The organism is Bacillus sp. YBWC18, assembly GCF_002998775.1.
In the GTDB taxonomy this organism is placed as follows: domain Bacteria; phylum Bacillota; class Bacilli; order Bacillales; family Bacillaceae; genus Bacillus.
In genome coordinates this window covers 321,485-338,900 of record NZ_PVRI01000004.1, presented here as the reverse complement: position 1 = coordinate 338,900, position 17,416 = coordinate 321,485, and the positions used below count along the sequence as shown (strand labels likewise).

Genomic DNA, 17,416 nt, shown 5'->3' with positions numbered 1-17,416 from the left:
AATTTCTTTTATGGTACATTAAGTTTCAATATAATTGAAATGCATATTAATTATACAGGAGATATCAAAAACGCTATGAACAGATCACAAATTCAACTGATTGTCCAAATTTCTGAAACAGGAAGTTTTACAAAAGCCGGTGAGGAATTACACATGACACAGCCGGCGGTAAGTCGAGCTGTAGCAACAATTGAAGCAGAACTAGGAACAAAGTTAATTATGAGAAATAAGAAAAACGGATTGTTTTTTACTGATGTAGGAGAACGTGTCTTAATTATTTTCAGAAATATCTTGAATGATTTGCAGAAAGTAGATGAATTGATTGCAGCGGAACAAGGGTTGGAAATCGGCAAAGTACACATCGGAGCTTATCCAACTGCGTGTACGAGGTTCATCCCCAAAATTATACGGACAATGGAAGATCTATATCCAGGTCTTGAAATTAAGATTTCGGAAGGAAGTGTAGATCAAGTTAAAGATTGGCTACGCTCCAAAACTGTGGATGTAGGAATGATTATTCCCCCAGAAGAGGATTTTGATATCGTCCCTTTAATGAAAGACCAGTTGATTGTTGTTATGCACTCGAGTCACCCATTATACCTGAAAGAAAGAATAGATATTTCTGACTTACAAGATGAAGATATCATCATTGGAAGGGGCGGTTATGAGCTACAAATCCACTCATTATTCAAAGATCTAAATTTAAAACCTAAAGTAAGATTTGTTATTGACTACATCGACACTGCATTATGCATGGTACAAGAAGGTTTAGGCATTACAATTACAACCAAAAAAAATATATTATCACTACCAAAAGATGTCGTTTTTCGTGAACTGAAGCCAAACACATATAGAGACATCGGCATAGCCGTTCCAAATATGAATGATATCTCTAAGGCAACTGAAGTTTTTATCCAAACAGCCTGTTCTCTTTTTAAAAATGATGATTAATGTTCGCTCTATGCCTTTTAAGAAATTGAAAATAGCTTCATACTATGGCTGAAAAATTGGACGACATTATATAAAAATATCGATTTCAAAACAAAAAAATCCACTTACTTAAGGTGAGTGGACAGATTTTGGACAGATTCATTTAAAAGTTATAAAAAAATAAAAATACCAAAGGTCTACAACCCTTGGTATCATTGATGCGGCCGAGAGGACTTGAACCTCCACGGGTTATTCACCCACTAGGCCCTCAACCTAGCGCGTCTGCCATTCCGCCACGACCGCGTGTATGATGTGCTCATATATTCATAAGTGCACTGTTTGAAAAACAATGCGGGTGAAGGGACTTGAACCCCCACGTCATAAAGACACTAGATCCTAAGTCTAGCGCGTCTGCCAATTCCGCCACACCCGCGTGACAATGGTGAGCCATGAAGGACTCGAACCTTCGACCCTCTGATTAAAAGTCAGATGCTCTACCAACTGAGCTAATGGCTCATCTGCTATGCAGAAAAACATATATAAAAAATGGCTGGGCTAGCTGGATTCGAACCAACGCATGACGGAGTCAAAGTCCGTTGCCTTACCGCTTGGCTATAGCCCAACGAATCAAAAAACAAAACATGACCCGTACGGGATTCGAACCCGTGTTACCGCCGTGAAAGGGCGGTGTCTTAACCGCTTGACCAACGGGCCATACAATAATGGCGGAGAAGGAGGGATTTGAACCCTCGCGCCGCTTACGCGACCTACACCCTTAGCAGGGGCGCCTCTTCAGCCACTTGAGTACTTCTCCATTATGGCTCCGCAGGTAGGACTCGAACCTACGACCGATCGGTTAACAGCCGATAGCTCTACCACTGAGCTACTGCGGAATAATAAGACATGTTTCATTATATATATGCCAGAAAAATGTGTCAAGAATTTTTAAGCGTTTCATTCCTGGCCCATTTGCGACGGCTTTTATAATTTAACATATACTAATATAACAGTCAAGCCTTTTTCCATGCCATTTGTTTAACTTGGCAGAAAGCCCCCGACCTCTTCACGTAGACCAAGGGCCTTGATGCAGCCTTCCTCAGGAGACTAAGACAGCTTAAACTTTCGCATCCACTTATAAAAAGTACTTCTTGGCACCCCTGCTAACTTCGCTGCTTCTGACACATGACCTTTTGTTTTATGCAGTGCTTCTATCACTGTTTGCTTTTGAATGCGCTCCCTAAACGTGAGTTCTTTTGGAATCTCGGTACACTCTGCTGGATGCAGCTTCTGCTTTTTCTGATCAATCGTCTCTAATACTGAAGCATATTGCGATTCACCAATCCATCCGCCTTTCGGAAAGAGGACCCTTAGATGTTCAAACAGATTAAAAAGCTCTCGTATGTTTCCCGGCCAGTGGTATTCCTGCAATGTCTGAAAAAATGATTCAGGAAATACCGCATTCCAGTGGTACTTCTTTTGGTAATAACGATATAAATCACGAATGTCTTCTTTTCTTTCTCTAAGCGGCGGGATGTTGATCGGATAGACATGAAGACGGTAATACAAGTCTTCTCGTATTTTTCCTTCCTTCAGTAGTTCATTCATATTACGGTGAGTCGCTGTAATGATTCGAATATCCAAAGGGATTTCGTGTGTCCCGCCGAGCGGTACGACTTTCCTTTCTTCTATCACCCGAAGAAGTGCTACTTGCATCGCATATGGGATTTCGCCAATTTCGTCTAAAAAGAGTGTTCCTTTATGAGCTTGTTCAAACTTCCCTTTAGCTCCGTGACGTTTTGCTCCTGTAAAAGCCCCCTCAGCATAGCCGAATAATTCGCTTTCTAACAGGCTTTCAGGAATGGCTCCGCAATTAACAGGAATAAACGGTCCTCTATGCCTTTCACTGGCTGAGTGAATAGCTCTAGCGGCCAGTTCCTTCCCTGTACCTGTTTCGCCCCAAATATATACATTGGCATCTGTTTGTGCCGCTCTCTTCATCTCACTGAGCGTCTGTTGAAACACCTTACTTGTTCCAGATTCCCCGGGAAATTGAGCAAAGGAAACGGTGATGCTACTTTTCGCTGCTTCTTCAAGGGAAAGGGACATGCCCAGCATCTTTCCATCTTGCTCTGATTGAATGATCTGCGTTCCCCGGATAACAAATGGATGACCCTTAAGCCGCTCGACATCCATTCCGTACCAGTCAGAAAATCGTTCTCTAATCGACCGGCTTGCAGAAACAATTCGCTTTTTTTCATTACAGACCACATACGGTTCGTCTGCTTCCACCTGCTGGAGACAATGAGTGATGAGCTCCATCTCTCTCCTTTTTTGCTGGACTTGAATTTCTCTCTCTATGGCATAAGCAACCGTTGAAGCCATTCCAAGCATAAAAGGGTGCTTGTTATCCGCCATACAGGAGATATCAATCACCCCTATGATCGTACCGTCTGCATCACGAATAGGAGCGGCTGAACAACTCCAATGGTGAGAGGCGACAGAAAAATGCTCAGTTCCGTTGATCGTCACAGCTTCCCCGATGACGAGTGCCGTTCCAATAGCGTTCGTCCCTACATCTGTTTCGGTCCAGCGCGACCCCTCCATAAAATTAATTTTTCTTGCTTCCACCATCGTTCTTTGGCTTCCTGTCAGACTTAGCACATAACCGTCTGCATCGATAAGTAAGGCCAGCATGTCAGATTCTTTTAATTGCTGACTGATTTTATTTAAGTAAGGAAGAGCAGCATTGAGGAATAATGAGTATTTCTTTTTTTGGGCACTGAATAATTCCTTTTCTAACAACGACTGTCCTTTATCTAAATACGGATTAACATTTGCCTGTTTACACCTGAGCCATGATTCCATCACTCTCTTATTCAGACGAGACTTATCAAGCAAACCTTCACGAACAAAACGTTTCCACGTATTTAAATAACAAGGCGTCGGATTCATTCCATCCTCTCCTCTGGGGGCTTTTTATTCATTATAGATAATTATAAAAGCGCTTTCAATTAACATTGGCTAACCCAAGAAGTCAATCGGATAGAAATAGAGTCTTTTTCAGCAGTGCACCGCTCGTCCAATTGTTTGCAGCAAGGCTTCGTGTATCGCCTCTGAAAGTGTCGGATGTGCCGCAATAAACTGCTCTAATGTATCAGTGGTCAGCTCTGTATGCATCATCACCGCCGCTTGTCCAATCAGTTCTGTTGCATTCGGTCCAATGATTGATACACCTAAAATTTCTTGATATTGCGGTTCTACAATGACCTTTACTTGACCGGCTGGTTGATTTAAGATTAATGCTTTTCCATTTGCAGAAAATGCACATGTCCCTATCCGAATCTCCTCATATTGTTTTCTAGCACTCTCTTCATTTATACCAACACTGGCGATTTCTGGAGAGGTGTAGATGCATCTTGGAATCACTTGTTCATTGACTTTTACATGTTCACCTGATGCATGGGATGCCGCAACCGTTCCTTCATGAAAAGCAGCATGAGCAAGCTGGACCCCACCTGTCACATCACCGCACGCATAGATATGCGGGAGATTGGTTTGCATATGTTCATTGACGTAGATTCCGTTTCTGTCAAATTCAATGCCGACCTGATCAAGATTCAACTCTCCAAGCTGCGGAGTCCTGCCAATTGCCACTAAGCAAAGATCAGACTGGATTTCACACTGCTCTCCTTGATTTTTCTCTACCACTACTTTTCTTGAAGAAGAATCAAGCTGTTTGACTGCGGCGGACGTCAAAATGTCTACACCCGTTTCTTCAAGTTGCTCGTGAAGACATTGTGCTATATCACAATCTTCTTCAGGTAAAATGTGCACTGCAAGCTCAACCATGACAACTCTTGTCCCCATTCTGCTAAATATGCTTGCAAACTCACAGCCGATCACCCCTCCCCCAATGATACAAAGCGAATCTGGTATCGAAGAAAGTGACATGGCATCCTTGCTGTGAATGATCCATTCCCCATCAAAAGGTGCAAAAGGTAAAGCAGCAGGCGCTGCCCCTGATGCAATAATGATTTGTTTTGCTTGAATGATTTCAGACTTCCCTTCACTTTCTACCAATAGCTCGTGTGCCGATAGAAATGACGCCTTCCCATTCAACACGCTGATTTTGTTTTTATTCATCAAGTAGCGAACGCCATCAGTTAGTTGTTTGACGACAGACTGTTTCCGTTTTTGAACGGCATCCCATTGGATGATAGGCTCATGTTCTGGGAGCTCAATTCCAAAATGTACAGCCGATTTCACATGCTCAAACATATCGGCGCTTTGCAAAAGCGCTTTCGTCGGAATACAGCCTTCATTGAGGCAGGTACCCCCCAGCTGACCTTGATCAATTAACACAACCTTCCTGCCAAAACGGGCTGCTGTTATGGCCGCCACATAACCTGCTGGTCCGCCTCCTATAATGACCAGTGTCATGATACGTTCACCTTCTTCCTATAAAAGAATGGATATTGGTTCTTCTAAATATGCTTTGACCGTTGATAAAAATGCGGATGCCGGCGCTCCGTCCAGCACACGGTGATCAAACGTAAGACTGAGTGGCAGGATGGTCCCTTTGCACAATTCATCCTCTCGATAAACAGGGGTTTCATACATTGTTCCGACGCCAAGGATACCGGCTTCCGGCGGATTCAAAATCGGAGTGAAATGCTCTACACCATAGGCACCTAGGTTGGTGATCGTAAAGGTAGAGCCTTCGATTTCATCGTGAAGAAGTTTGCCTTCACGTGCTTTTTTGCCATACAATTTGATGGTCTTCGCTAGCTCAATGAGCCCTAGTCTCTCCGCATGTCGAATAACTGGCACAGCTAGGCCGTTTTCTAAAGCAGCAGCTATCCCAAGATGAACATACTCAAAAGTTTCCACTCTTTCATTTTGATATTGACTGTTCATCGCAGGGTGTTCGAGTAATGAAAGGATCGTTGCTTTGGCCACAAAATCGGTCATGGTCAATTTTGTATCGTGACGGGCTATGGCTGTTTCATTCAGCTGTTGTTGTAAGTTTGTAAGTTTTGTCACGTCCGCTTTCATCGTAATGGTTAATTGTGCACTTGTTTGCAGGCTTTCCATCATTCTTGAGGCAATTGTTTTCCGCATCGTGTTAACAGGTTGATGCTCTGTCTCATTTTGTTTTTTCTCTGCCCGTTCAGGAAGCGCATGAAGCACATCCGCTTTCGTAATTCTTCCCCCCGGTCCTGTCCCCACCAGCGTATCAATGTCTAGGTTTGCGCTATTCGCAATTTTACGAGCAACAGGGGAGATTTTCTTTCTCTCTTTTTTTGGTTTTGACTGGACGTCTCTTTCTTTCTTTTCCTCCACCTGTTCATTTCCTTCACCGATATAGCAAATGACCGTGCCAGGCGGTACACCTTCTCCCTCAGACACTTTTATATCCAATATGGTTCCTTCAGCAGGTGATTCGATCTCCATTTCAATTTTTTCGGAGTTGATGCTTGCAATGCTTTCACCTTTATTTACGGTCTCACCGACCTCCTTATTCCAGACAGATACCGTTCCTTCTTTCATCGACATACCCAATTTAGGCATCACAACTTCGACAGCCATCTCCCTCTCTCCTTTCTTTAGTTCAAGATCTTGTCATGACTCTTGCCAATCATCTCTAATACGGTGTTCACAACCTTATCAGGTGTCGGCAGATATATATCTTCAAGAGGTGGTGAAAATGGTACTGGTGTATGAGGAGCCGTCACTTTTTTGATTGGAGCGTCAAGTAAATCGAATCCTTTATCTGCAATCAAAGAAGAGATATCTGCGGCAATTCCGCACCTTGGATTTGCTTCATCCACAATGACAAGCCGATTTGTTTTTTCTACCGAAGTCAGAATGGCCTCTTCATCGAGCGGCGACAAGCTTCTTGGATCAATCACTTCCGCTTCAATACCTTGAGCAGCTAACTCTTCTGCCGCTTCAAGTGCTGTATGCACTTGTTTGCCTACTGCAAAGATGGTTACATCAGAACCCTCTCTCTTCACATCTGCTTTACCAAACGGCAATGTGTAATACCTCTCCGGCACATCTCCTGTGATATTGTAAAGCGTCTTGTCTTCAAAAAAGATGACAGGGTCCTGATCCTCGATCGCTGCCAGCAGCAGTCCTTTGGCATCATAAGGTGAAGAAGGTACAACTACTTTCAGTCCAGGGATGCTTGTAAATAGTGCATACAAACTTTGCGAATGCTGGGCTGCTGCTCTAAAACCCGCCCCATGTGTCGTTCTAATCGTGATCGGCACCTCTGCTTTTCCGCCAAACATGTATCGAAATTTTGCGCCTTGATTCAGCACTTGGTCCAGACAAGTACCGATAAAATCATTAAACATAAGTTCCGCAATTGGTCTTAGCCCTGTTGAAGCAGCTGCCATGGCCGCGCCTACATAGCCAGCTTCACTAATCGGTGTGTCTAGGACACGCTCACGTCCAAACTCCTGTACGATTCCTTTTGTTACTCCAAGAACTCCGCCCCATGCTTCATCATCCTGTAAGTGATCTACATGAGCGCCTCCCGCAACATCTTCCCCCATTAAAATGACATCTTCGTCTCTTCTCATTGCCAGTTTAATCGCTTCATTCAAAGCACTAGACATGCTGATTTCTCTTGTCATTTTCCTCTCTCCTTTCTGATTTATTGATACGAAACATACACATCGGTCAGTAATTCGGTATGATCTGGATATTCACTTTCTTCACTGAATCTAACGGCTTCATCTATCGCTTCTGCTACAGCCGCTTCAATACTTGATATCTCCTGATTCGTCAGCAGCTGCTTCTTTAATAATTCATTTTTAAAAAGAGCGATGGCATCTTTCTCTTCTTGGTGTTCTGTTTTTTCTTGATTTGTTTTGTAGCGCTGAGCGTCTCCTTCAAAATGACCATAATTCCGATATGTCATGCATTCAATCAATGTCGGACCTTCACCATTTTTTGCTCGTGCTATCGCTTGTTCTGCTGCTTGATAAACGGCTGTCACATCTTTTCCATCTACTTGAATACCCGGAATGCCATAACTGGCGGCTCGATCCACGATCGATTTGCAGCTTGAAGCATAGGAAAATGGCGTCGCTTCCCCGTAACCATTGTTTTCTGCGATGAAAATGACTGGCAGTTTCCAGATGGCGGCGAGGTTGATTCCTTCGTGAAAAGTCCCTTGATTGTTTGCACCATCCCCAAAAAAGCAAACGCTTACATTATTTGTCTTTTTATATTTAGCCGTGAGGGCTGCCCCGCACGCAAGCGGAAAGCCGCCTCCAACAATTCCGTTAGCACCGAGCATTCCTTTATCAAAATCTGCAATGTGCATGGATCCACCTTTTCCTTTACAAAGACCTGTGGCTTTTCCATAGATTTCTGCCATCATTCCTTTTAGATCACAGCCCTTAGCGATACAATGGCCGTGGCCGCGATGGGTACTTGTAATACTGTCTTGTTCATTCAGGTGAGCACAGACTCCTACAGCAACAGCTTCTTCGCCAGCATAAAGATGGACAAAACCCGGCAAGATCCCTTTTGTAAAAAGCGTGTGTACTTGATCTTCAAATTGGCGGATTTCCTGCATTTTTTGATACATCCAAACAGCTTTTTCTTTTGTGAGTGCCATTTCCATATGGTAAAACCTCCTATCTTTTTTTGCTTGCACTTATATACAAGCAAAAAACGTGCCAACATCATGGCACTTGAAAACTTAGGTTTTGAACGATTCACACCGATCAAAAAAGAGACAAAATGAGACTTGCGTCTCTATTTGTCTCAATATGTCTACTTCATCTTCTATATATCACGATGATCAGTTCCATTGGACACAAAAAAAAGCATCCCATAAAGGAATGCTTTTCACTCTGAATCGATTGTACGCCGCCATTTTAATTTTCCTTTGCAGACGCCGCACACATAACGAGAGGTATCAAATCGTCTTTTCCTGATAAAATACTGACCGCATCCTGTGCAGACATATTCATGACGTTTCTGTACACGCCGTTTATTTTGTACCGTCTTTAGCGGTGTACAAAAACGCGGGGCTCCTACTTGTTTTAATAACTCTTTAAAATCCCGGTCCCGATGCTGATAGCCCTTTCCCTCAAGATGCAGATGATAATGACACAATTCATGCTTGATGATCCCAATCAATTCAGCTCTTCCATGCTCCTCTAAATATCGGCGATTTAACTCAATATTGTGTGTACCAAGCAAATATCTTCCGCCTGTCGTTTTGAGACGGTCATTAAAAACAGCTTGATGGCGGAATGCCTTACCAAAGAACTGCTCAGAAATATGCTCTGTTAACTGCTGTAACTCCCTCTCCTTCAATCAAGATCGTTCCTTTCTATAAAAACCTCGAACGGGACAATTTCCCCTTTGCATACATTGAAGGTACACCCACTGTTTCGATCAAAGGAGGAATGGGCGATGCCCAACTGGCTGAAAAATCAGATGCAGAAGGCATTTTTTGAAAAAAATCATTACCAAATCAAATTGCTGAATCAATGCTGGTACTTCTACAGAAAAAAACATTCAGTCACATCAAGGCACACCCCATCCTAAGGTGCGCCTCGTTTTTTGTTTACTCTGGTTTCAGCATGGAGAGGGCAACGCGGCCTTTTGCCTGGTCAACGGAGTCCACCCATACAGTTACAATGTCACCAACTGATACAACGTCAAGCGGATGCTTCACAAAACGGTTGCTTAGCTTTGAAATATGTACAAGCCCGTCCTGCTTTACACCAATATCAACGAATGCGCCGAAGTCTACGACGTTTCTCACCGTTCCTTGCAGCTCCATTCCTTGCTTCAAGTCCTCCAATTTCAACACATCTGTTTTCAAAAGAGGTTTTGGGACTTCATCGCGCGGATCACGCTCAGGTCTTGTCAGCTGATCGATGATATCCTGAAGTGTAATGATACCAATATCAAGCTGCTCTGCTGCTTCGTCCAGTTTGACCTCTGCAATTTTCTCCTTTAACTGCTCTGTGCCAAGATCGTCTGGCGTCATCTTGATCATGCGTAAAAATTGTTTTGTTTCTTTATAGCTCTCTGGGTGAATGCCTGTACGATCAAGTGGATCTTGTCCGTCTGCGATGCGCAGGAAGCCAATACACTGCTCATAAGTCTTAGCACCAAGTCTTGGAATATCCTTGAGCTCTTTTCTGCTTGTGAATCTCCCAATCTCTTCGCGGCGCTTGATGATATTTCCTGCGACAGCTTTTGAAAGACCTGACACATATTGCAGCAGCGCCTGTGAGGCCGTATTGACGTTCACACCGACTTGGTTGACGACAGTCTCCACCACGAAGGTTAACGAGCTGTTTAATTGCTTTTGGCTCACGTCATGCTGGTATTGGCCCACCCCGACAGACTTCGGATCAATTTTCACAAGCTCTGCTAAAGGATCTTGTAATCTTCGAGCGATTGATATGGCGCTTCGTTCTTCGACTTGCAGGTCTGGAAACTCTTCTCGCGCCAGTGCAGACGCAGAGTATACACTTGCTCCTGCTTCATTCACGATTAAATAGGACACCGGCTGATCCAGCTCTTGAATCAGGTCTGCGATGAATTGTTCGGTCTCTCTTGAGGCTGTTCCATTTCCAATCGCAATGACTTCAATGTTTGATGATTGAATGATCTCTTTCACTTTTTGTTTGGCCTCCGCTTTTTTCTGCACAGGCGGGTGCGGGTAAATGACGCCAATATGATGGACTTTGCCCGTATCATCCACGACGGCTAACTTACAGCCTGTACGAAATGCAGGGTCGACTCCTAGTACACGCTTCCCTTTCATCGGCGGCTGAAGAAGCAGTTTTCTTAAGTTTTCAGCAAAAATATGAATCGCTTGCTCTTCTGCCTTTTCTGTCAGCTCTTTGCGTATTTCTCGTTCGATTGAAGGCTGAATGAGGCGCTTATAGGCATCATCAATTGCCGCTTCAATAAACGGTCTCGCCGTCGTCTGCTTGCCTTTTATGACTTGCTTGTCGAGATAGAAACGAATATTTTCAGCAGGTGGTTCGATGGCTGCCTTTAAGATGCCTTCTTTCTCTCCACGATTGATCGCTAGTACACGGTGGGGCACTATCTTTTTGATGGGCTCTTGATAATCGTAATACATTTCATAGACGTTTTTCTCATCGCTCTCGATGTCTTTTCCTGATGTGACCAGACTGCCCTTTTGGTACGTTTCACTGCGAATCCATTTCCGCATATCAGGATCATCAGCCAGCTGTTCAGCAATGATGTGCTGCGCGCCTTCAAGTGCCTCGTCTACACTTCTTACTTCCTTTTCTTCGTTGAGAAAAGAAGCAGCCTTCTTCTCGATCTCATCGCTTGGCAGCGCGAGTACATATTCCGCCAGCGGCTCGAGCCCTTTTGCTTTGGCTACATTCGCCTTTGTTTTACGTTTTTGTTTGAATGGCCGGTATAAATCTTCGACCTCTTGCAGTTTATGAGCTTGTTCAATTTTTTGTTTTAATTCATCCGTCAGTTTGTCTTGTTCAGCGATTAAGCGAATGACTTCTTCTTTTCGGTTCATGACATTTTGGATATATGTATAGCGCTCTGAAATGGTTTGAATTTGCACCTCATCCAGTGAGCCTGTCTGCTCTTTCCGGTAACGGGCAATAAACGGGACGGTGTTGCCATCCTCTAAGAGCTTGATGACACTTTCAATTTGTTTTGTTGAAAGCTTTAATTCTGTTGCAATTTGTTTCAATAAAAAGTCAGATGTCTTCATACTTTGCATCCTCTCACTGTGTCTTCTCTTTTAGTGTATCAAAAAAACCGGCAAAACAGAAAAAAGGTCAGCTATTTTACATGAGCTGACCAAGTACATAGGTGAGATCGTCTTTCTTGTCTTGTGTGTATGTTTCAAGCTGTTTGGCAATGTCTGCAACTGAATGACTATGCTTTAAACACATTCTCATGTTTGGCACATTCAGTCCGTCTGAATACATAATGAATGTCGATCCTTTTTCGTAGGAATAGGTGTAAGTTTTATATTTTCTAGGTTTCCCTGATAAGTATCCTGATGTCGGAAGTGGATAAATATAGTCGCCAGAAGGGGTATTCAAGATAAACCGAATATTACCAACCGAACAATAGGTAAATTGCTGCTGGGAAAAATTCACCTTTAAGATCGCAACTGTGGCCCCGCGTTTATTTTTCATAGCCTGATTGCATCTGTCGATGAGGGTCGTCATATCCTCATGTCCATATTCTTCGACAATTTCGCTGACTAAAGAAGATGATTCATTGGCGAACTGACCGCTGCCTAATCCGTCTGCCACAGCACAAATTAGTTCTTCATCATCTGCTTTAATAAAAAAACTGTCCCCGCAGCATGATTTCCCTTCTTTATTCGATTGATAAATAATGGCATTCACATGCTCATGCTGTTCAATCTGCTTCATTACCCTAGCTCCATAGACGCATCTTCTGATAATGCATCTCGTAGCTTTTTAACTGCCTTCCGTTGCAGTCTCGATACATGCATTTGGGATATCCCGAGTAAATCGCCTGTTTCTTTCTGACTCTTATTTTGTAAATAAGTCAGATTGATAATTTCTTTTTCTCGATCTGTCAGAACATGAAGCACACTCTCAAGCATCATTTTTTGGTTCACGCGTTCGTAGCCTTCTTCCTGTGAGCCGACGACGTCTAAAATGGTAACGGTACTTCCTTCAGAATCAGCCTCAACGCCTTGGTCTACAGACAGCGCTTGATAGCTTTTGCCCATCTCCATTGTTTCAAGTACTTCTTCTTCTGTCACATCTAGATATTCTGCAATTTCTTGTACTTTAGGTGACTTTTGCGTCTCCGTTGTCAGATGGTCAACTGCCATCTTGATTCTTGGGCCAAGCTCTTTTATCCGCCTTGGTACATGGACACTCCATGTCTTATCACGTAAAAAGCGTTTGATTTCCCCGATAATGGTTGGAATCGCAAAGGCTTCAAATGATTTACCGACGAGCGGGTCATATCGCTTAATGGCACCGAGTAAACCAATCATTCCAACTTGTCTGAGATCCTCATGAAAACTTTTCCCTTTGGAATATTTTTTCGCCAGCATATCGACCAGATTTGTATAACATTCGACAAGCGTGAGCTGCGCCTGCTCGTCTTGATTGGTTTGATAGCTTTGGATGAGGCGATCCACTTCATCTTTAGTTAGTTTCATAGTTTTGGATGGTTGTGTCATGGTCAACTCGCTCCCTGTTTAAAAACTTTGTCATCGCAACGGTAACTCCGGAGTTTGCTTGCACCTCGACTTCATCCATCAATGTTTGCATCAAATATAAACCAAGACCTCCTTCTGCCAATTGATCCACCGTATGAGCAGATGTGTAAGGCCCTAGTCCTTCCTGCTTTTGCTTAAAGTCAAAGCTACCGCCTTTGTCAGAGACAATGATTTCTAGACGATCCTCATAGACAAGAAAGCGAACAGCTACCTCTCCATCTTCTCCAACAGCACCTTTGTAGGCATGCTGAACCGCATTTGTACAGGCCTCACTGACAGCTATTTTTAGGTCCTCAATCTCTTCGTAGGCATAGCCCATACGGCTTGCTACGCCTGAAAGAGTCAGACGAATGATGCCTACGTATTCTGGTTTCGCCGGGATTTTCATCTCGATTAAATCTACTGATTCGTTCATTGTACCCCACCCTCTGTATTTGCAGAAATGTCAATGATGTCCTTTAGTCCAGTAATTTCAAACAATCTTACAAGCCGATCCGATAAGTTCTCAAGCTTTAATGTTCCGCCTGCTTTTTGAGCTGCTTTAAACAGCCCAACAAATACACCTAATCCTGTACTATCCATATACGTAACATCCTTCAAACAGATTTCAAGATGCTCTCCCGCCTCGGCTTTAGGCATGAGCGTTTCTCTTAGCTCAGGTGCGGAGTACACATCGATTTCTCCGCTGACGCTAATTTTCGTCTTATTATCTATTTGATGCTCTTTCATAGACATATTCATTATGCATTCACCTCGAAATTCTTGTTTCCTAGAATTTTATATACCCGCATATTTACTTTCTAAACCTTTCTTTTCAGAACAAGTAATGTAAAGTCATCATGAAGCTGAAAATCTTGCAGCTTCAGTAAGCTGGCATAGATAGCATCGACCATTTCCTGAGCTGAATAAGATAGGTGCTCTGCTATAAGCGTTTTGATATCCTCCCGCTCTAAAAAACCGTCCTCTGACTTGGATTCTGTCACGCCATCTGAGAATAAGATGATCATATCCCCGACGTCCAAATACTTCTCATACTGCCGATAGTCAAAGTCTGGTGCGATCCCAAGGACAAGTCCCTTAGCGTCTAAATCGTAAAATTGATTCTCTTTTTTGCAATAGAAAAAGCCCGGCTCATGACCAGCCGATGCATATTTAAATTCATGCGTTGCTTTATTATAGCTGCCATAGAACATGGTAATAAACATGCTCGGGTCTACGTTTTGCTCGACGACACGATTAAGGGTTTTTAACACCTTTGTGGGACCGCTTCCTGACTCCGGCAAGGAATCCATCGCATACTTAATCATCGACATACAGAGCGCAGCCGGGATGCCTTTCCCAATGACATCTGCGATCGCGATATTGATCGTATCGTGATCGGTGACAAAATGGTAATAATCTCCACTCATCTGTTTTGCCGGCACACTAATAGCCCCGATATCAAATGTGTCTCCTTCTGGAATTTTCGTTTCCAGAAGGGTTTGCTGAACATTAGCAGCAATTTCGATTTCTGATTTAATTTCTTGCTGGATGCCTCTAAGTGTTAAATGTTCCTGGTAAGCTAGTCCGTACCCAATCATGACTTCAATTAAGAAGTCTAGTGAATGAAAGACATCTTTCGGCAAATCAGGGTATAGCTCCTGAATCACTTTTCGGTGAACACTCACTATTTCTTCAGGAGGTATTTGATGCTCAATGGTTTTTCGGCTAAATTTTTGAGCTTGATAAAGCGATGTTTCAGTTAAATCACTGATATAACGACTGAGCAGCTGATGATACCGCTGCTCCATTACCTCCTTAAAATCCATGGTTTCCCTCCTAGCGAAGCCACTTAACAGCTTTTATCTCCGTTCCTTGTTCTTGTGTAGAATCTAATTCAAAATCATCCATCAGTCTTCTGACTCCCGGAAGACCTGCTCCGAGTCCGCCTGATGTAGAAAAACCGTCTTCCATCACTTTACGTATATCCATGATGCCAGGCCCTTCATCGGCTGCAATGATTTTGAGTCCACGCTTTCCGCGCTCCATCACTTCTTCTATACAAATCTGACCTTTACCAGCGTATAAATAGATGTTTCGAGCTAGTTCAGAAATGGCCGTCGTAATTCTTGCTTGGTCAACTGTTCCAAATCCTAATTCTTTAGCAACATTTCGCCCCAGTTGTCTTGCCGCAACTATGTCCCATTCCGTCAAAATTTTCACACAGGATTGGTCTTTCATATCTATTCCCCCAATTCCCGCTTCAATGTCTCAAGCCCTTGTTCAAGATCTAATGCTGTCTGAATTTCTTCCAGTGATATACCAAGTTCAATCAGTGTTACAGCGACTGCCGGCTGTATTCCTGTTAATACAACTTTTGCCCCCATGAGCTTTGACATCGTGATGACATCGCCTAATACTTTTGCGATAAATGAATCAATCATATCAACAGATGTTAGGTCAATGACAACGCCGTTCGCTCCTGTTTCATGAATTTTATTCAGCAAGTCTTCTTGAAAGTGAAGGGCTGTTTGGTCATCAAGCTCCCACTGTATCGAAATTAGAAGACAATTATATAATTTTAAGATTGGAATCTTCGGGTGATTTCTCACTGGGTTTCCCCTCCAATGAAACAATTTTTCGATTTGTCATTTCTAAAGCAGTTTGAATTCCTTTTTGAAGGGTATTCTTTGTTGTAACTTGAGATAAATCAATTCCAAGGGTGACGATGGTTTGGGCGATTTCTGGGCGAATACCGACCAATAAGCATTTTGCACCTACTAATCTCACAGCCTCTGACGCTTGAATGATATGGTGTGCCACCATTGTATCGACGACAGGTACACCGGTGATGTCGATTAAGACCACCTGTGACCGATGCTTCACAACGCCATTTAACAGATTCTCCATGATCTTCTTCGCACGGTCTGTATCAATTGTTCCGACAAGAGGCATGACAGTGATGTGCTCAAACACCGGAATCAGCGGAGCAGAAAGTTCCTGTAACGCAATTTTTTGAAGGTTGACGGTTTTCTCCCATGAGATGGAGTAGTGATTCAATATTTCGTTATGAACTGGTGAGATGAACCGATCAATTTCCCATATGAGCTCATTACTTCCTTGTTCAGTATTTTTGTCACTGTTCATTTTGTGATATAAGTGTGAACGGATTTCCGTTAGCCCTTTTGCCAGTAACTTAAGTGATATACCCATTTGTACAATTTTTAAAGCAAAAGATTGCACTTTTTCTTCAAAATCCTCAGCATTCGCCTCTGAAAGGGATGCTAGAATAAGCTGGACATATTCGGAACAAATGGTTTCATACATTTTATCGTTTAGCATCATGTCCGTTTCTTCTTCTCCGAGTCGTTTGAAGATGTCAGTCCATTCTTTTTCTAATTCCTTTTGGTGCGCTCTCGCAAAAGCTAACACGATATGATTCGACATAATTTACCCCCTACATACATAAAAAACAATAACTTTCATTCTCTCTCCATTATAGCCTTAATAAAAAATGAACACAAAAAAAAGTTGCTCACAGGAGAGCAACCAAATATCACCATATTAAAAATCAATAAGAGCCAAACTAACTTGTAAGGCTTCATCAACCTTCTCCATCATCTCATCATCAAGATGTGTAATTTTATCTGTCAATCTTTGTTTATCGATCGTACGAATCTGTTCCAAAAGAATGACAGAATCCCGTTCAAAGCCGTAGCGCTTTGCATTGATTTCGACGTGAGTCGGTAATTTCGCTTTTTGTATTTGGGCTGTTATGGCTGCAACGATAGCAGTCGGGCTGAAGCGATTTCCAATGTCATTTTGAATCACCAATACTGGGCGAACCCCGCCCTGCTCGGAGCCAACAACAGGAGATAAATCAGCAAAGTAAACATCACCGCGTTTAACAATCAAATGTTTAACCCCCGCTGACTAATCGCTCAACTGTATTCTCAGCCTCAAACTCTGCGTATTGTGCCTCTGAAGAGATATTCAGATTAATTTTCGCCATCTCCATGTAGCCGCGTCTCATCGATTCACGATTTTGTCGAATATTACGTTCACGAATATACGTTTTTGTCGCTCGGTAGATCAATTCATTTCTTGTTACCTTATCCTGCTCTGCTACTCGTTCGATCTCAGACATTAAAGTCTCCGGCAGTCGAATCTTCATTTCGTTTGTTGCGCTGGATTCAGACAAAAAACATACACCTCCACAAAACTTACGGATACCGTATCGATCCATTC

General features: G+C 42.9%; 19 protein-coding genes and 7 tRNA genes. 2 read left to right on the top strand and 24 right to left on the bottom strand.

Translation table 11 applies throughout. The features are described from left to right. The first annotated feature begins 75 nt into the window (after positions 1 to 75). Positions 76 to 951 carry a LysR family transcriptional regulator gene (locus C6348_RS13480; RefSeq protein WP_189293943.1) on the top strand — a complete coding sequence of 292 codons (876 nt, stop codon included), beginning with the start codon at positions 76 to 78 and terminating at the stop codon, positions 949 to 951. Positions 952 to 1,149: 198 nt separating this feature from the next. Here C6348_RS13480 and C6348_RS13475 read toward each other — a convergent pair. From C6348_RS13475 to C6348_RS13415, 13 genes are all read right to left on the bottom strand, one after another. Then, positions 1,150 to 1,233, bottom strand: a tRNA-Leu gene (locus tag C6348_RS13475). A gap of 47 nt (positions 1,234 to 1,280) precedes the next feature. Then, positions 1,281 to 1,363: transfer RNA gene (locus C6348_RS13470), tRNA-Leu, on the bottom strand. A gap of 7 nt (positions 1,364 to 1,370) precedes the next feature. Next, positions 1,371 to 1,446 (bottom strand) — tRNA-Lys (locus tag C6348_RS13465). Positions 1,447 to 1,477: 31 nt separating this feature from the next. Then, positions 1,478 to 1,552: transfer RNA gene (locus C6348_RS13460), tRNA-Gln, on the bottom strand. A gap of 20 nt (positions 1,553 to 1,572) precedes the next feature. Then, positions 1,573 to 1,644 (bottom strand) — tRNA-Glu (locus C6348_RS13455). Positions 1,645 to 1,653: 9 nt separating this feature from the next. After that, a tRNA-Ser gene (locus C6348_RS13450) sits at positions 1,654 to 1,744 on the bottom strand. Positions 1,745 to 1,748: 4 nt separating this feature from the next. After that, positions 1,749 to 1,823, bottom strand: a tRNA-Asn gene (locus C6348_RS13445). A 211-nt stretch (positions 1,824 to 2,034) separates the two neighbouring features. Continuing rightward, positions 2,035 to 3,882 carry a sigma-54-dependent Fis family transcriptional regulator gene (locus C6348_RS13440; protein ID WP_106043504.1) on the bottom strand — a complete coding sequence of 616 codons (1,848 nt, stop codon included), beginning with the start codon at positions 3,880 to 3,882 and terminating at the stop codon, positions 2,035 to 2,037. Between the two features lie 108 nt (positions 3,883 to 3,990). Then, positions 3,991 to 5,370, bottom strand: a complete 1,380-nt coding sequence (lpdA, locus tag C6348_RS13435; protein WP_106043503.1) for a dihydrolipoyl dehydrogenase — start codon at positions 5,368 to 5,370, stop codon at positions 3,991 to 3,993. Positions 5,371 to 5,388: 18 nt separating this feature from the next. Beyond that, positions 5,389 to 6,519, bottom strand: a complete 1,131-nt coding sequence (locus tag C6348_RS13430) for a dihydrolipoamide acetyltransferase family protein (protein WP_106043502.1) — start codon at positions 6,517 to 6,519, stop codon at positions 5,389 to 5,391. A gap of 17 nt (positions 6,520 to 6,536) precedes the next feature. Continuing rightward, entirely contained in the window at positions 6,537 to 7,574 is a 1,038-nt protein-coding gene (locus C6348_RS13425; RefSeq protein ID WP_106043501.1) for an alpha-ketoacid dehydrogenase subunit beta, read from the bottom strand. Between the two features lie 20 nt (positions 7,575 to 7,594). Beyond that, complete coding sequence (locus tag C6348_RS13420; protein ID WP_106043500.1) at positions 7,595 to 8,572, bottom strand: thiamine pyrophosphate-dependent dehydrogenase E1 component subunit alpha; 978 nt, start codon at positions 8,570 to 8,572, stop codon at positions 7,595 to 7,597. Positions 8,573 to 8,799: 227 nt separating this feature from the next. Continuing rightward, positions 8,800 to 9,273 (bottom strand): SprT family protein, encoded by a 474-nt coding sequence (locus C6348_RS13415; RefSeq protein ID WP_034663941.1) that lies wholly within the window; start codon positions 9,271 to 9,273, stop codon positions 8,800 to 8,802. A 99-nt stretch (positions 9,274 to 9,372) separates the two neighbouring features. Between C6348_RS13415 and cmpA the strand changes: the two genes are divergently transcribed. Next, on the top strand, positions 9,373 to 9,507 hold the full coding sequence (gene cmpA / locus C6348_RS13410) for a cortex morphogenetic protein CmpA (protein WP_095286213.1): 135 nt from the start codon (positions 9,373 to 9,375) through the stop codon (positions 9,505 to 9,507). A gap of 19 nt (positions 9,508 to 9,526) precedes the next feature. On the opposite strand, the gene C6348_RS13405 is transcribed toward cmpA, so the two are convergent. From C6348_RS13405 to C6348_RS13355, 11 genes are all read right to left on the bottom strand, one after another. Continuing rightward, a complete protein-coding gene (locus C6348_RS13405; protein WP_106043499.1) occupies positions 9,527 to 11,686 on the bottom strand; it encodes a Tex family protein in 2,160 nt (719 codons plus the stop codon). Between the two features lie 76 nt (positions 11,687 to 11,762). Then, positions 11,763 to 12,362: a PP2C family serine/threonine-protein phosphatase gene (locus C6348_RS13400; RefSeq protein WP_106043498.1), complete on the bottom strand. Its 600-nt coding sequence runs from the start codon at positions 12,360 to 12,362 to the stop codon at positions 11,763 to 11,765. Next, positions 12,362 to 13,150, bottom strand: coding sequence for an RNA polymerase sigma factor SigB (gene sigB / locus C6348_RS13395; RefSeq protein WP_099679665.1), 789 nt, complete (start codon positions 13,148 to 13,150; stop codon positions 12,362 to 12,364). The genes C6348_RS13400 and sigB overlap by 1 nt, the downstream gene beginning before the upstream one ends. Continuing rightward, positions 13,116 to 13,604: an anti-sigma B factor RsbW gene (gene rsbW, locus C6348_RS13390; protein ID WP_106031679.1), complete on the bottom strand. Its 489-nt coding sequence runs from the start codon at positions 13,602 to 13,604 to the stop codon at positions 13,116 to 13,118. Before rsbW ends, sigB begins: the two co-directional genes overlap by 35 nt. Beyond that, positions 13,601 to 13,930, bottom strand: a complete 330-nt coding sequence (locus tag C6348_RS13385; protein WP_106031678.1) for an anti-sigma factor antagonist — start codon at positions 13,928 to 13,930, stop codon at positions 13,601 to 13,603. Before C6348_RS13385 ends, rsbW begins: the two co-directional genes overlap by 4 nt. A 59-nt stretch (positions 13,931 to 13,989) precedes the next feature. Continuing rightward, positions 13,990 to 14,997 (bottom strand): PP2C family protein-serine/threonine phosphatase, encoded by a 1,008-nt coding sequence (locus C6348_RS13380; RefSeq protein WP_106039295.1) that lies wholly within the window; start codon positions 14,995 to 14,997, stop codon positions 13,990 to 13,992. 10 nt (positions 14,998 to 15,007) lie between these two features. After that, complete coding sequence (locus tag C6348_RS13375; RefSeq protein ID WP_034663954.1) at positions 15,008 to 15,409, bottom strand: anti-sigma regulatory factor; 402 nt, start codon at positions 15,407 to 15,409, stop codon at positions 15,008 to 15,010. A 2-nt stretch (positions 15,410 to 15,411) separates the two neighbouring features. Continuing rightward, positions 15,412 to 15,780, bottom strand: a complete 369-nt coding sequence (gene rsbS / locus C6348_RS13370) for an RsbT antagonist protein RsbS (protein WP_003214235.1) — start codon at positions 15,778 to 15,780, stop codon at positions 15,412 to 15,414. Next, positions 15,740 to 16,615 carry an RsbT co-antagonist protein RsbRA gene (locus C6348_RS13365; RefSeq protein WP_045210228.1) on the bottom strand — a complete coding sequence of 292 codons (876 nt, stop codon included), beginning with the start codon at positions 16,613 to 16,615 and terminating at the stop codon, positions 15,740 to 15,742. The genes rsbS and C6348_RS13365 overlap by 41 nt, the downstream gene beginning before the upstream one ends. Positions 16,616 to 16,732: 117 nt before the next feature. After that, entirely contained in the window at positions 16,733 to 17,083 is a 351-nt protein-coding gene (gene ndoA, locus C6348_RS13360; RefSeq protein WP_003214169.1) for a type II toxin-antitoxin system endoribonuclease NdoA, read from the bottom strand. 4 nt (positions 17,084 to 17,087) lie between these two features. Continuing rightward, entirely contained in the window at positions 17,088 to 17,369 is a 282-nt protein-coding gene (locus C6348_RS13355; RefSeq protein WP_012008995.1) for a hypothetical protein, read from the bottom strand. Positions 17,370 to 17,416: the final 47 nt, after the last annotated feature.